Source organism: Myceligenerans pegani (genome assembly GCF_014892515.1).
In the GTDB taxonomy this organism is placed as follows: Bacteria; Actinomycetota; Actinomycetes; order Actinomycetales; family Cellulomonadaceae; genus Myceligenerans; species Myceligenerans pegani.
This window is the reverse complement of sequence record NZ_JADBGR010000105.1, coordinates 89224-104910: the sequence shown is the minus strand read 5'-3', so window position 1 is coordinate 104910 and position 15687 is coordinate 89224. Positions and strand designations below refer to the sequence as shown.

At 70.6% G+C, this 15687-nt stretch carries 8 protein-coding genes; 4 read left to right on the top strand and 4 right to left on the bottom strand.

What is annotated here, in order from left to right; translation table 11 throughout:
- Positions 1–110 precede the first annotated feature (110 nt).
- Positions 111–4244 (bottom strand): carboxypeptidase regulatory-like domain-containing protein, encoded by a 4134-nt coding sequence (locus tag IIE03_RS19735; RefSeq protein ID WP_192864474.1) that lies wholly within the window; start codon positions 4242–4244, stop codon positions 111–113.
- A gap of 470 nt (positions 4245–4714) precedes the next feature.
- Here IIE03_RS19735 and IIE03_RS26885 point away from each other — a divergent pair, with 470 nt between their 5' ends.
- Entirely contained in the window at positions 4715–5524 is an 810-nt protein-coding gene (locus IIE03_RS26885; protein ID WP_192864473.1) for a winged helix-turn-helix domain-containing protein, read from the top strand.
- A 47-nt stretch (positions 5525–5571) separates the two neighbouring features.
- On the opposite strand, the gene IIE03_RS19725 is transcribed toward IIE03_RS26885, so the two are convergent.
- The gene (locus IIE03_RS19725) at positions 5572–6864 is read right to left on the bottom strand and encodes an MATE family efflux transporter (protein WP_192864560.1); all 1293 of its coding nucleotides are present in this window, start codon (positions 6862–6864) and stop codon (positions 5572–5574) included.
- A 554-nt stretch (positions 6865–7418) separates the two neighbouring features.
- On the opposite strand from IIE03_RS19725, the gene IIE03_RS19720 reads away from it, so the two are divergent.
- Complete coding sequence (locus IIE03_RS19720; protein WP_192864472.1) at positions 7419–10490, top strand: replicative DNA helicase; 3072 nt, start codon at positions 7419–7421, stop codon at positions 10488–10490.
- A 216-nt stretch (positions 10491–10706) separates the two neighbouring features.
- Here IIE03_RS19720 and IIE03_RS19715 read toward each other — a convergent pair whose 3' ends face one another.
- Positions 10707–11066, bottom strand: coding sequence for an MmcQ/YjbR family DNA-binding protein (locus IIE03_RS19715; protein ID WP_192864471.1), 360 nt, complete (start codon positions 11064–11066; stop codon positions 10707–10709).
- Between the two features lie 177 nt (positions 11067–11243).
- On the opposite strand from IIE03_RS19715, the gene IIE03_RS19710 reads away from it, so the two are divergent.
- Entirely contained in the window at positions 11244–12428 is a 1185-nt protein-coding gene (locus IIE03_RS19710) for an AI-2E family transporter (protein WP_192864470.1), read from the top strand.
- A gap of 60 nt (positions 12429–12488) precedes the next feature.
- Here IIE03_RS19710 and IIE03_RS26880 read toward each other — a convergent pair whose 3' ends face one another.
- Entirely contained in the window at positions 12489–13919 is a 1431-nt protein-coding gene (locus IIE03_RS26880) for a polysaccharide deacetylase family protein (protein ID WP_192864469.1), read from the bottom strand.
- Between the two features lie 360 nt (positions 13920–14279).
- Between IIE03_RS26880 and IIE03_RS19700 the strand changes: the two genes are divergently transcribed.
- Complete coding sequence (locus IIE03_RS19700; protein ID WP_192864468.1) at positions 14280–15548, top strand: CE1 family esterase; 1269 nt, start codon at positions 14280–14282, stop codon at positions 15546–15548.
- Positions 15549–15687 lie beyond the last annotated feature (139 nt).

Sequence of the window (15687 nt, the reverse complement as noted above, 5' to 3'; positions counted from 1 at the left end):
CTCGTCTCCACCCCGTCCGACTCCTGGACGCAGGCACGACGACGGCCCGGCCGTACATCCACGAGGACGCACGACCGGGCCGGATGGTTGCTCCCTACGGAGAGATCACGTCAGAGCGGGGCGAGCGCGAAGTCGTACGTGACCGTCTGGCCACGGACGATCGTGCCGGTCCGGACCTGCGGGACGTACCCGTCCTTGGCGGCGATCAGCATGAGCGAGTTGTTGGACACCCCCATCCAGTACTCGTAGGCGCCGTCCCCGCCGGTGACAAGAGTGACGTCCTTCTCGAGCCCGTCGATGTGCACGGTGGCGCCGTCGAGCGGCGCGCCCGCCGTGTCGGCGATCGTGCCCGCGACCTTGCCCCAGTTCCCGGGCGGGTTCGCCACCAGCGTCGCCGCGACGGACGGCTCGGTGTACGGCGTCTCGGCCCCCAGCACCACGTCCGCGGTGTAGGTGCCGGGCTGGTCGACGGCGCGCGGGTCGATGGTCGCGACGATCCGGACGGACTCGCCCGGGTCGAGCGTGACCGTGCCGGGCTGCGCGTCGAGCCAGGCCGTGTCGCTGCCGCCGCCACTGCCGGTGCTACCGGACACGTTCATCACGATGTGCATGTCCGGCCAGCCGATGGAGTCGGTCGCGGCCGGCTCGGCGATACCGCACTCGTCCGCCTTGAGGTACGACGGCGCCGACTGCCCGTCCGGGTTGGACCCGATGTAGAACGCGCCGCCCGTGTCACGCTGGTCCGGCGATACCACCTCGACGACCAGCGTGCCACCCGTGATCTCCCCCTCCACCGGAACGCTGACCATGGAGAGCGACTGCGCCTCGATGTCGACCTGGGCGGTGCCGAGCTGCTGCAGGTTCGCGTAGACGAAGTCCTCCCCGACCAGCTCGTAGAGGTTGACGGTCAGGGTCTGTGCCGTCGCCTCCTCGATGCCGAACGACACCTCGGACACGGCGAACGAGCCGTCGATCCCGAAGTCGCTCAGCGTGAACGTCCGCAGGAAGCTGTTCTCCGAGGTGCCGAAGGCACTCCCGCAGGATGCCGAGTTGAGCGCGACGACCTCCTGCGACGCCGAGTGGGTGATGGTCGTCGCGGCCTGCGGGACCGACACGGCCGGGAAGGCCGAGACACCGGCCGTGAGCGACGAGGTGCCCAGCGCGCCGTCCCGGCCACCACCCCGGGATCCCCCGATCGAGACTCCCGGCTCGGTGGACTCGATCTCGGTGGCCTCGCCGTCGACATGGTTGATCACGCCGCCGGTGAAGGCATCACCCAGGCCGAGCATGTCGAAGTCACCGCCGGACGCTCCGACCGAGAGGTCGGCGGGCGCCGACCCCTCGTTGGCCACCACGAAGCCCCGGGTCGCCGGGGCGCCGCCGAGCCGCTTCGTGACGGAGACCGCCTCCTTGTCCACCGTGAGCAGCCCGGCCTTGAGCTGAGCGTTCCGGGTCTTCGCCGAGCCGTCCTCCGTGAGCGCCACCCGCTTGGCGACGGGCTCGTAGTCGTCGGCGGAGAACTTCAGGTCGTAGGTGCCCAGCCCCACGATCGTCGTGTAGCGGCCGTCGTCACCGGTCGTGACGGTGTCGCTGACGCCGTCCGCCCCGGTCATGGTGACGGTCGCGCCGGCGACCGGATCCTTGGTGTTGTAGTCCTTCACGATGCCCGACAGTGTCGCCAGCGGCGGTGCGTCGTACGTGATGGACAACCCTTCGGACAGCGCCGCCGAGTTGTAGGAGTACTCGAGGCCGACGGTGCCCGCCTCGTCCTCGATGCCGACCGTCGCCGAGGATCCGGCCGCGGTGTCCCCGCTGCCGGCGAGCTCGCCGTACCCGAGGACGATGTCGCCGTCCGCGAGCAGGGTGACGGAGAAGTCGAGCCGGGCGTCCCGGTCGCCGTAGAGGGCGACGTCCCGGAACTCCAGCACGTACGCATCCGTGCCGTCCACCGTGGTGGTGCCCTCGTAGAGCCCCGACTCACCCGAGACGAAGTAGAGGTCGTCCCAGAACGGGTAGATCGCGGCGTTCGGCACGGACGCCGCCGGGATCGACACGTTCGAGTAGGCCGTGGTGGAGGCCAGGAAGTTCACGTGGCCGTTGGTCGTCACGTACGCGGTGTCGTACGACTCGCCGTAGTAGGTGAAGTCGAACGGCAGGGAGACCGTGGTCGCACTGTCGTCGCCGGCCAGGCCCGTGTCCGTGTCGCCCTGCAGGTACTCGCCGGTCGAGACGGAGCAGGAGTACCCGCGCTCGTCGACCAGGGCCTCGATCGTCACGGGCACCTCCAGGTCGCCGTCGACGACGACGTCCTGCTCGAACGACGAGGCGCAGCCGCCCGTCGTCACGGAGAGCGGGTACGTACCCTCCGGCACGTCCGCGAACGCGAACGAGCCGTCCTCCGCCGTCGTGACCTCCTCGAAATGGCTGCCCAGGCTCACCGGGGCGCCCGCCACCGGACCGCCGTCGGCGAACGTCACGACGCCCGACACGCTGTGCCGCGGGGCGGCCTCCAACGTGATCGGCACCGTCACCGTCTCGTCCTCGGCGACCGTCACCGGCTCCGGGGTGGAGCCCAGGTAGCCGAAGGCCGACGCCGACACGTCGTAGTCGCCCGCGACGACGGTCGCCGAGAAGGCGCCGTCCTCGCCGGTGGTGACGGTGCGATCGCGTTCGCCGTCGAGCAGCACGGTGGCGCCGGCGATCGGCGCGTCGGCCGCGTCGGTGACCGTGCCCGCGACCGTGCCGGTCCCCGCGGTGGGGGCGGCGTCGACCGCCGCGGCGATGTCGAGCTTGCCCTCACCCCAGACGTGGTTCTCCCCGGCCGTGCCGCCGCACTGCAGGTCCTCGGTGTCGATGGCGGTCTGGTTCAGGATCGCCTTGGTGCCCTCGATGTCCCCGACCAGGGCCGGCGCGGCGCTCCACAGCAGCGCGACGGCGCCCGCGAGGTGCGGGGTGGCCATCGAGGTTCCGCTGGAGTTCGAGTAGCCGCCGCCCGGGACGGACGAGCGCACGTTGACGCCCGGCGCGGCGATGTTCGGCGTGGTGACGCCGTTCTCCCCCGGACCGCGCGACGAGAAGCTCGCGATGTTGCCGTTCACGTCGTAGGCACCCACGGCGTAGGTGTTCTCGTAGTCGCCGGGGAACCGCGCCGTCTCGCACGCGGAGCCCTCGTTGCCCGCGGCCCACGCGCCGAAGATGCCCGCCGCGTCCCACGCCAGGGTCTCGTCGCGCATCCAACCGTACGGATCGGGCGCACCCGGCGGGATACCCCACGAGTTGTTGACGACGTGCGGGCGCATCGCCGGGTCCGGATCGCTGCCGTCCGCGCGGGTCGGGGCGAGGAACCACTGCGCGTCGGCGAGGTAGTCGTCGCGCGTGCAGCCCGCGTTGTCGATGCAGTTCGCCGCGATCCATGTGGCATCCGGCGCGACGCCGACCTGGTTGCCGGCGCCGTCGTCACCCACCATGGTGCCGGTGGTGTGCGTGCCGTGCCCCTGCGTGTCGCACGGGCTGCCGCCGCAACCGCCGGGGACGTCGAACCAGTTGTAGTCGTTGTCGATGCTGCCGTCCGGCCCCATGCCGCGGTACTTGTCCGCGAGAGCCGGGTGGCTCCCGTCGACGCCGGTGTCGAAGCTGGCCACGGTGATGCCCGCGCCCGTGAAGCCCAGGTCCCACACCTCGGGGGCGTTGATCTCGCTGACGCCCCACTCCACGGCAGTGGTGAGCTTCTCGTCCGCCGGCTCGGTCTTCACCGGCGCGATCTCCAGCATCTCGAACTGCTCGTGGATGCTCTCGACATCCGCGCTCGACGCGACCCGGTCGGCCAGGGCGAGCGTGCCGTCCTCGACGTAGATGGAGTTGTTGATCCAGTAGGACTCGTAGTCCGCGCCAGCGGCCTCGAGCTGCTTGATCACGTCGGCCTGAGCGGCCTCGGAGGTCTCCTGCAGGGTGTCGACGACGTACTGGCCGCGCTCGGCCCAGTCGGCGATGTCCTTGGCGGGGTCGAGATCCGCCCGGTCGGTGAACTCGATCCAGAACGCGGCGGTCTTCTCCGATTCGAGCTGCTCACGCGCCGCGGAGGTGAACTTCTCCTCCGGGTCGTCCGCGACGGCGGCGAGGGTCTGGTCGGTACCTTGCTGACCGGCGAACGCTGCTGGGGCAGCGCTCACCGCTGACGTTGCGAGGAGCGCGAATGCCGCGGTGACGGCCGTGCTCGCGCGCCGCGCAATGCTGCGACGTTGCATGGAGCCTCCATGGTTCGGCGCCTCCGCCGTGTGGCCGAGGCACATGTCGGCCCGCGGTTACGGGCCAGAAACCACAGTCGTTCGTGATGCTCGGGGCAACAAGGACGGAGCGTCGGCGACTCCAGGCCATGGCGGGGTCGATTCAAGGTCAAGACTCGGTCGGAACTCGGTCAGGCATCCGTGTCAAGGCCTGGACAGGAAATTCACCCGCTCTTTGTGGGTGAATTCTTCGCGCCGCGCTCAGCGAATGGCGTAAAGACGACATGGCGACTTTCCGCCCGGGCATACTGAAACACGGAATTAACGGAAGACAACGATCCGAGGCCGCAGGAAACGGCAGAATGACCCAAATCCTGCCTCCTGCGCCCCACAGCACCGACCGACAGCGCAACGACGCGCGATCGCCGTCGACCAGCCCCGAGTGAACGCACGCACCACGAGACAACCGGCCGAATCCCAGAGAGGCCAACGTGACACGCATCGCACCTCGCCCCGGCAGTGACGCCTACATCGTCTGCGTCGGGCTTCCCCCGGAGATCGTCGCTCAGGTGGTGCACGTGCTCGGCGGACAGCACGCCGTGCTCGTCGTGCCGGACAGTGACAGCGCAGTCAATCTGCTGGCGCCCGACCGTGCGCCGACGGCGGAACCCTCGACCGCGGCCGACCCCGAAGAGCCCGTCGACCCTGCGCATCCTTACGATTCCGCACGGTCACCGCAGGATCCACCGGGCGGCCGCGTTGTCGCCTTCCCGCCGCACGGCCGGCGCGGCGGGCATGGCCGGCCGACCGGGGCGGCGGATTCCTTCCCCGGGCCGGCGCGGACGAGGCCCCACGGCGGGACGGGGCAGTACAGCGGGAGCGGGCCGTACGGCAGGACGACGCCGGTCGCCGGCGGGCCTCCGACGGGACAGGTCCCCGTCGTCACGGGGGCCATTCCGGCGGTGAGCGGCGCTTTCCCCGTCGTCCCCCACACGCAGGGCGGCCCGATCGGTCGCGGCCCCCTGACGCTCGACCTGGCTGCCCGGGAGGTCCGCGTCCACGGCCGGGAGGTGCACCTCTCCGCGCAGGAGTTCGACCTCCTCGCAACACTGGCCTCGCAGCCCGGCCGGGTGTGGACGTTCGCCGAGCTGACCGCGCACGTGTGGGGCACCCGATACCTCGGCGACGCGGACGCCGTGACGTCCGCGATCAAGCGGCTCCGCCGCAGGTTGCCCCGCCTGCGCGGCCTGGAGGTCGCGTCCGTCCGCGGCGTGGGCTACCGCCTGCGCGTCCCGGAGTAGGCGCGGGGCGGCCGGGGTGCGGCCGGCCGGACCACGCCGGGAGGCTGTCACGCGCCCGTGATCATCCAGCGGTTCCCGCGTGCCCGCAGGCCGGTCGTCAGGGCCCGGGCCGCCATGAAGACACCCGCGAACGCGCCCCACAGCCAGGCCAGGCCGACGGCGCCACCGGGCGCCCACGCATGCACGGCGAGGGCGAACGGTGCGTACACGACGAGTGTCCACATCCCGGCCCACGCGAGGTATCGCCCGTCCCCGGCGCCGATGAGGACGCCGTCGAGCACGAACACCCAGCCCGCCATGGGCATCGTCACCCCGCAGACGGCGAGGCCGAGCGCGGCGGCCACCCGCACGCCGTCGTCGGGCGAGAACAGCGGCGCTATCCACCAGCCCCCGGCCGCCATGACGAGCCCGATCACCGCGCCGGCTCCGACACCCCACTGCAGGCAGCGGCGTAGCACGTCGCGCACGCGTCCGACGTCGCCGGCTCCGAGGCCGTGCCCGACAAGCGCCTGGGACGCGATCGCGAGCGCGTCGAGCGCGAACGCGGCCAGTCCCCACAGGCTGCTGACGACCTGGTGGCCCGCCAGGGCCGCCGCGCCGAGGCCCGTGGCGACGTAGACGGTGAGCAGGATCGCCACGCGCAGGCTCAGCGTCCGGATCACGAGGGGCAGTCCGGCGCGGGCGCCGGCGAGGATGCCGTGGGCGTGCGGACGCAGGGTCGCGCCTCGCGCACGAGCCCCGCGCACGACGATGGCGCCGAACGCGGCGGCCATACCGAACTGCGTGAGCACGGTGCCGAGCGCGGATCCCGCGATGCCCAGACCCACCCCGTACACGAGCACGACGTTGAGGATCATGTTGACCACCGCGCCGACGGAGGCGACGACCAGCGGGGTGCGCGTGTCGCGCAGGCCACGCAGCACACCCGTCGCGGCGTTCACCATGAGCATCCCGATCAGGCCGGGCGCGGCCCAGGTCAGGTAGGTGACGGCGTGGCGGGCGACGTCGTCCCGGCCGCCGAGGGCGAGAACCGTCCAGTCGGCAGCCGCGACCAGGGCGACCGCGAGGACGGCGCCGAGGCCGAGCGCGAGCCAGGTGCCGTCGATCCCGGCCTGCAGGGCGTCGCGTTCGCGGCCGGCACCCCTGAGGCGCGCGACCTGCGCGGTGGTCGTGTAGGCGAGGAAGACGCACAGTCCGACGATGGTGAGCAGGATGTTGGAGGCGAGGCTCAGGCCGGCGAGCTGCGCGGTGCCGAGGTGCCCGACGATCGCCGAGTCGGCCAGGACGAACAGCGGTTCCGCGATGAGGGCTCCGAGCGCCGGCAGGGCGAGGCCGAGGATCTCCCGGTCGAGACGACGTCGGCCGCCGTCGGGCCGTGCGTCGTGGTGCTGCGTGTGGTCGTGTCGTGCGTGGTCGTGTCGTGCACGACGGCGAGGTACGGGTGCCCGACGGCGGCTCCCGGGTGCGCTCGCGCCTGTGGATAACGTCGCGTTGGGTCGCTCATGAGAGGCCGTGGTGTCTGAACTCGCGGCGTCGGGAGTGTTGTCATCAGGTGTCGGCGTGGCGCGACGAGACTCGCCCAACTTTTTCTTCCTCCACAGGCTGGGGGCAGCGTTATCGCAGGTGAGATGCCATAAGACAGCGTTATGCACAGGGCTTGTCCACAGTTATCCACAGGGTTGTCCACCGGTGTACACAGCCCTGAGCCACTTTTCCACACCGGTATCCACAGGTGTGTCCACAGGTCGCGTTGCGGGGTGTCGCTCGGCCGTGTCAGTGTCCCGGGGTACAACTGGAGCCAACGCCCCGGATGGGGTGTTCAGCGGGCGGCCAGATCGACCGTGGCTGACGCGGCGAGACACACAGAGGCGAGTCACACAGAGAGGAGGCCCGGATGTCGATCGACGAACTCGAGGCAGAGTACTCCGGGCCCGGGCCAGGTCTCGACCGCACACCACCGCAGGACGTCGCGGCGGAGATGAGCGTGCTCGGCGGCATGCTGCTGTCGAAGGACGCCATCGCGGACGTGATCGAGCAGATCCGCGGGAACGACTTCTACCGGCCGGCGCACGAGCAGATCTACGACGCGATCATCGACCTGTACGGGCGGGGCGAGCCGGCGGACGCGATCACGGTCGTCGCGGAACTGAACCGTCGCGGCGAGCTCGCCAGAATCGGCGGCGCGCCGTACATCCACGACCTCATGGCGAGCGTGCCGACGGCCGCCAACGCCGGCTACTACGCGAAGATCGTGCGCGAGCGCGCGATCCTGCGGCGGCTCGTCGAGGCGGGCACGCGCATCGTGCAGATGGGCTACTCGACCGAGGGCGGCGACGTCGACGACGTCGTGAACAACGCCCAGGCCGAGGTCTACGCCGTGACGGAGCGCCGGGCCAGCGAGGACTACCTTCCGCTGTCCGAGATCATCGGCCCCACGTTCGACGAGATCGACGCGGCCCAGGGCCGTGGCGAGGGCATGGTCGGCGTCCCGACGGGCTACTCCGACTTCGACCGCCTCACGAACGGCCTCCACGCGGGCCAGATGATCGTGGTGGCGGCCCGCCCGGCGGTCGGAAAGGCCCTGGCGCTCGACACACCGCTGCCTACGCCGTCCGGCTGGACCACCATGGGCGAGGTCGCCGTCGGCGACGAACTGATCGCGGGCGACGGGACTCCGACGCGGGTCGTCGCCGCAACCGAGGTGATGACGGGCCGACCTTGCTACGAGGTCGAGTTCGACGACGGCACGGTCATCGTCGCCGATGCGTGGCACGAGTGGGCCGTCGGTCCTGCGGGCGACGGCCAGGTCCTCACCACGGAGCAGATCGCCGGGAAGATGGCCGCCGGGGCCGAGTTGGCGATCGGACCGGGCTACCACGATGCGGACCGCGTCTGGGGCCTCGCCTCCGTCCGGCCGGTCGAGTCCGTGCCCGTGCGGTGCGTCGAGGTGGAGCATCCCTCGCACCTGTATCTGGCGAGCCGGTCGATGGTGCCGACGCACAACTCCGTGCTCGGGATCAACGTTGCCGGGCATGCGGCCATTCATCACAACCAGGCCGCCGTGATCTTCTCGCTGGAGATGAGCCGGAACGAGATCACCATGCGTCTGCTCGCGAGCGAGGCGCGGGTTCCGCTGACGCGGATGCGGTCCGGGAAGATGGACGACGGCGACTGGCAGAAGCTGGCCGCCACCATGGGCAAGATCTCGGACGCGCCGCTGTTCATCGACGACTCACCGAACATGTCGCTCATGGAGATCCGGGCCAAGTGCCGGCGGCTCAAGCAGCGGCATGACCTCAAGCTCGTCGTGATCGACTACCTCCAGCTCATGACGTCGGGCAAGCGGGTCGAGTCGCGGCAGCAGGAGGTCTCGGAGTTCTCTCGAGCGCTCAAGCTCCTGGCGAAGGAGCTCGAGGTCCCGGTCATCGCGATCTCCCAGCTCAACCGGGGCCCGGAGCAGCGCGGCGACAAGAAACCGCAGATGTCTGATTTGCGCGAGTCAGGCTGCCTGACCGAGGACACCCGCATTCTCCGTGCCGACACAGGCGCTGAGACCACCATGGGCGAGTTGCATGCGCTCAACGCCAAGGACGTCCCGGTCTGGGCGCTCAACGAACGGCTGCAGTACGTGCGTCGGCACCTCACCCATGTCTTCCCGACCGGTGTCAAGCCGACGTACAAGCTGCGACTCGCCTCGGGCAAGGAGATCGAGGCGACAGGGAACCATCCGTTCCTGACCTACGAGGGATGGACGCCTCTCGAAGACCTGGCCGTGGGTTCCCGGATCGGCGTGCCACGGCATGTGCCCGCGCCGGAGCGGGATGCCGAGTGGGACGACCGCAAGGTGGTCATGCTCGCCCACCTGCTCGGCGACGGATCCTTCGTGAAGCGGCAGCCGATTCGGTACGCATCCGTGGACGAGCGGAACCTCGCGGCCGTGACCGAGGCGGCCGAGGCGTTCGGCATCACGCCGATCCGCGACGACTACGCCCAAGCCCGGGTGACGACGCTCCGGCTGCCCGCTCCGTTCAAGCTGGCTCGCGGCAGGCGCAACCCGATCGCCGCCTGGCTCGACGACATGGGGCTGTTCGGCGCACGCAGCCACGAGAAGTTCATCCCCACAGGGGTGCATCACCTGCCGAAGCGTCAGATCGCCCTGTTCATCAGGCACATCTGGGCGACCGACGGCTCCGTGACGATCAACAAGAACGGGCGCAGCGGGCGGATCTACTACGCATCGACGTCTCGGACACTCCTCGACGGGTTGTCCCGCCTTCTGCTGCGGTTCGGCATCTCGACGAGGATCCGCGACGTCACCCTCGAGAGCAGCTACCGGCCTGGCTACACACTTGATGTTTCCGGAGTCGACGATCAACGCCGCTTCCTTCAGGAGATCGGTGTCCATGGGGATCGCGGTGACGTCGCCGAGCGTCTGCTTGCGATCATCCGCGACACCAAGGCGAACACGAACATCGACACGGTGCCGAAGCAGGTGTGGGAGGACGTCCGAGCGGTACTCACCGAGAAGGGGATGACGCATCGGCAGTTCCAGGCGGCGATCGGCACGCAGTACTGCGGCAGCGCGCTCTACAAGTCGGCACCGTCGCGGCAGCGTCTCGGAAAGATCGCTCAGGTACTCGACAGCGAGGAGCTGGAGATCATGGCGGTCAACGACCTCCTCTGGGACGAGGTCGTCGCGATCGAACCGTCCGGCGAGAAGCAGGTATTCGACGCCACGGTACTCGGTACCCACAACTTCATCGCCAATGGGATCGCCGTCCACAACAGCATCGAGCAGGATGCGGACGTCGTGATCCTGCTGCACCGCGAGGACGCCTACGAGAAGGAGTCCCCGCGGGCCGGCGAGGCGGATCTGATCGTGGCCAAGCATCGTAACGGCCCCACGGACGTCATCACGGTCGCCTTCCAGGGCCACTACCAGCGCTTCGTCGACATGCAGGTGTAGACCACAGCGCTCGACAGGTCACAGGAAACGACTGTGCCATAGGGCGGCGGTCATGAACGCGGCAGCATCCGTCGACACAAGGTCACCGCCGATGCCCGCATCGAGTGCCGGGCAGACGACCCGGTCGGCGCCGCACACGACGCACCGCGCGATCCGGCGCGGCACGTCACCGCCTCGACCTGCCTCCGTCCGGTCGCGTCGGCGCACCCTCGTGCATCAGTCCGCAGCAGGCGGATGCGCGATGTCGTAGGCGCGGGAGACCTTCTGGGGGACGACCATGCGCCAAGCGTCGATCACGAGCTCACGCGCCTCGTCGCGATCCAGCGCGGCGAGGTCGGCGTGCAACCAGTTGAAACGCATGTCCGACGCCGACGGCAGCTGGAACTTGCGCGGATCGCTCGCGACGAAGTCTGCCCGCTCCTCCTTGGGGAACGCGAAGCCCATCACTGACTCGTCAAGCGAGAACGCCACGTAGACGATCTGCCCGACGCGGAACTTCAGCCGACCACGCACGTACACCTCGTAGGAGCGTTCCAGACCGGTGCCCAGCGGCCGGAGGTCGTCGATCTCCACCATGCCTACCTCCACTCGTCGTGCCCAGAGTCTCGACCGTGGTGACCGCCCCGATTCATCGGTCGCTGAAGGATGCGCCCGCGAAGCGACGACGTACGCGCCGCCGCGCGATACGGACCCGACCGCAATAGCGTCGGGTACGTCCAGCACCTACCGGATCGAGGACAAGGAGCACTGGCGATGGGCCTCTTCCGCCGCCGCACACCGCCGACCCGCCCGAGCGTCGAGACACGGGCCCCAGCTGAGCACCAGACGCCCGCCGATCCCGGGACGTCACGCCTGTGGTCGGACGGCTTCGGGCGCGTCGCCACGCGGTCCGTGCAGATCCTCGCGGTCGTCGCCGTCATCGCCGTCTTCGGGTTCGTAGGCACCCGCCTGACCCTCGTCGTGATCCCCGTCCTCATCGCGCTCGTGCTGGCGGCGGCGATCTTCCCGCTCGTCTCGTTCCTCCGCCGCCGTGGTCTGCCACCACTGCTCGCCACGTGGATCTCGCTCCTGGCGCTGGTCGCGCTGCTGACGGGAATCGTGTGGCTCGTCGTGCGGGCGGTCGTGGACCAGTGGGACGAGCTGCAGGAGCAGGCGCTCCAGGGCTTCGACTCCCTGCAGTCCTACGTCCGGAACCTGCCCTTCGAGATCACCGAGGAGCAGATCTCGTCGGTGCGCGAGGCCGCGGTGAACCTCCTGCAGTCCGATGCCGTGGGCTCGGGTGCCGTCGCCGGCGTCTCCCAGACCGCCGATTTCGTCGCCGGCTTCTTCATCATGATCGTCGTGCTGTTCTTCTTCCTGAAGGACGGCCCGAGGATGTGGGAGTTCCTGCTGCGGCCGTTCGAGGGGCACCGCTACGAGCGCGGACGGCGCGTCGGCGCCGCGACGATCCGAACGCTCGGTGGTTACGTGCGCGGGACGGCGATCGTGGCGACCGTCGACGCGGTCGGCATCGGCATCGGGCTCGCTATCGTGGGCGTACCACTCGTCATCCCGCTGTCCGTCCTCGTCTTCCTGCTCGCCTTCATCCCCCTCGTCGGCGCCACCCTGGCCGGCATCCTCGCGGCCCTGGTCACGCTCGTCGCCGTCGGACCGGTCGAGGCGCTCGTCGTCGTCGCGATCGTCATCGCCGTGAACCAGCTCGAGGGCGACTTCCTCCAGCCGATCGTCATGGGCCGGACCCTGCGCCTGCACCCCCTCGTCATCCTGTTCGCCCTGACGGCGGGGACGGTGCTCGCCGGAATCACCGGCGCCGTGCTCGCCGTGCCGATCGCCGCGTCGATCTGGCGTGCGATCCAGGTGTGGGACGGACCCGACCTGCCGGCACGATTCGCCCGCGAGCGCCGCCCCGAGCCCGCCGTACGAGGGCGGGCCGGGTGAGGGGTCGGGCAACCTTCCGAGGACTGACGTCGGCCGCCGCCTGTGCCGGCCGGTCGGGCCTCACTCGTCCCCACCGACGAGCAGATCGGCCGTGACCAGCACGTAGTCACGCTCACGCAGGTCGTCGACGATCCTCGGGACGGCGTCGACGGTGGACGGGTGGATGTCGTGCATGAGGATGTTGCTGCCGGACTCCACCTGGGCTCGCACGCGGCTGCGGGTCTCCTGTGCGTCGCGGGTACGCCAGTCCTCCGTGTCGAGGCTCCACAGGACGACGTCGAGACCGGTGCGCGTCGCGAGCGCGCGGACGCGGCCGTCGACGTCGCCGTAGGGCGGGCGCAGGAGGAACGGCGTGAACCCCGTCGCGTCGGTAATCGCGTTCTGGGTGTGGCGCAGCTGGTCGCGCACCTCGGCGTCGTCGAGGGTGGTGAGTTGCGGGTGATCCCAGGAGTGGTTCGCGAGGAGATGCCCGCCGTCGGCGACGGCGCGGGCGATGTCGGGCCGTTTCGCGACGTTGTCGCCGACCATGAAGAACGTGGCGGGCGCGTTCTTCCGGTCGAGGATGCGGAGCAGTCGCCGGGTGTCCTCGACGGGTCCGTCGTCGAAGGTGAGCGCGACGCACTTGTCCGTGCGGCAGTCGACGCCGTCGGCGCGGGCCGCGGCGCGGCGCTCGGCATGGATCTGGGCCAGCCGGTCGGACCACAGGGCCTGCGTCGTCTCGAGCAGGGTGTTCCGGAGCGGGACGGCGGTGTCGGGGTCGACGGCGTCCTCGCCGGCATCGAGGATCGTTTCCGCGTCGGCGACCGCGTCCCCGAGAGACGTGAGAGCCGCGGCACCCACCTGCGGGCGCAGGTCGGCGTGGGCGTCCCGGCCCTCGGTGGTGGCCGCGCGCAGTTCGGCGAACGCCCATTGCCTTCGGGCTTCGGCGACCGCGTCGGTCGCCTCGCTCACGTCGGCCGCCGCGGCGTCGAGGTCGGCGGGCGGCGGATCCGACCCGTCGACGACCTCGACCTCCACCTCCGGCAGGGTCTCGCGGTAGAACGGGTTGGGCCGGGTGACCTCCTCCACGGTGCGCACGGCGGACGGATAGGCGACCTCGGCGTCGCGCAGCTGCTCGGCACGGTCGAGTGCGGCGGCGAGGGGGTCGCGGACGGTGGGGTCGGCCACCTGGCCCTCGCTGGCGCGGTACACGGGCCGGCCGTCGTCGATCGTGTCGCGGAGGGCATCGTGGCTGGTCGTGTAGGCGTCCTCGGCGCGGGCCCGCGAGCCCTCGGCCTCGGCGGTGACGCGGGCGACCTCGGCGTCGTACTCGGCCACCGTCTGTACCCAGGCCCGGTGCTCGAGGACGCCTGCGACGACGGCGGCCGCGCCCAGGACGACGAGGGCGGCGGCGCCGATCCACCACCATCGCGACCACCGGCGTCGCGGCGGTGGTGGAGGTGGAGGAGGTGGTGGTGGCGGTGTGGCGGTCGGCTCGGCCGGGGAACTCACAAGGCGATCTTCCGACGGACGGGACGTGGTCGCTAGTGTGGCAGGTGCCCGAGTCACCCGCAGCACCGCAGGAGGACGCCCTGACCGGTGCCGACGCTGTTCCGGGCACCGAGCGGGCGACTCGCCCGGAACGGCAGCGGCTACAGGTCCTGTCGAGCGGTACGGACGCCGCCGCGATCCTCGCTCGGCACCGCGGACGGTAGACGGACTCGGCGGCGCCCACGGCTCTCGCGAGCGCGAACCGTTTAGTCCTCGTTCGCCCGAGCCTGTTTATCGATACATTCCCTCTGCGGCGGGCATCGCCCCGCGGCACACCGCCCCCGGCAGTGCGGCCGGGGCACTGCTGAAGGGAGTGACACCATGCGACACCCTGCTCCGTCCCGAGGCCGGCGGGCCTTGCTGGCAGCCGCGGTCGCCCTGCTCGCCCTCGGCGGGCTGACCGCCCCCAGCTGGGCACTACCGGAGACCGCGGCCCCGGCGGTCCCGGCGGCCACGACCGCCGGCTGCGGCCGGCCCGCCGGCCTCGCGACCGGCAACCACACCATCCAGAGCGGCGGGCAGTCCCGCACGTTCCGCCTCGACGTACCCGCCGGGTACGACCCGAACCAGCCCTACCGCCTCGTCGTGGGGCTGCACTGGTGGCACGGCACGTCCCAGGACGTGGTCAACCAGAACTTCTACGGCCTGAAGCCGCTCTCGGGCGGGACCGCGATCTTCGTGGCCCCGCAGGGCATCGACAACGCCTGGCCCAACAGCAACGGCCGCGACGTCGCCTTCGTCGACGACGTGCTGCGCACCGTCGAGTCCGCGCTGTGCATCGACACGGCCCAGAGGTTCGCGACCGGCTTCAGCTACGGCGGCGGCATGAGCTACGCCCTGGCCTGTGCGCGCGCCGACGTGTTCCGCGCGGTCGCCGTACTCAACGGCGCCCAGCTGTCCGGGTGCGCCGGCGGTACGCAGCCGGTCGCGTACCTCGGCTCCCACGGCGTCGTGGACAGCGTCCTGAACATCTCGCAGGGCCGCGCGCTGCGCGACCGCTTCCTGCAGAACAACGGGTGCCAGGCGCAGCAGGCGCCCGAGCCCGGTGCGGGCAGCGGTACCCACATCAAGACGACCTACACCTGCCGGGACGGCTACCCGGTCGTGTGGATCGCGAACGACGCCGACCACCAGTGGGACGCCCGGGACCGCGGGCAGTCGCAGTCGCACGTGCCCGGTGAGATCTGGCGGTTCTTCACGTCCCTGCCGTCCGAGGGACCGACTCCGACACCCACTCCCACCCCCACTCCCACACCCACCCCGACGCCGACCGTGACTCCGACGACGACCCCGCCGCCCGCCGGTGCCTGCACCGCGACGTACCGCACCGTCAACACCTGGCCCGGCGGCTTCCAGGGCGAGGTGACCGTCGAGGCTCATTCCGCGTCGACGTCGTGGAGCGTCAGCTGGCAGCTGTCCGGTGGGAGCGTGAACCAGGTGTGGAACGGCACGGCGACGACGCAGGGCGACCTCGTCACCGTCCGGAACGCGGACTGGAACGGGCGACTCGCGGCAGGGGCCACCACGACGTTCGGCCTGCTCGGCAGCGGCACCCCGCCGACGTCGGCCCTCACGTGCACCAGTTCCTGACGAGGTGACGCCGTGGCCACCGACCCGCCCGCCGGCGGGTCGGTGGCCCGACGGCGGCCGGGCGGCAGTGGCCGTCCGCCGGGAAGGACGATCCGTCCACGGCGACGTCCGGAGGATCGGCGCTCGGTACGGCGTGCCC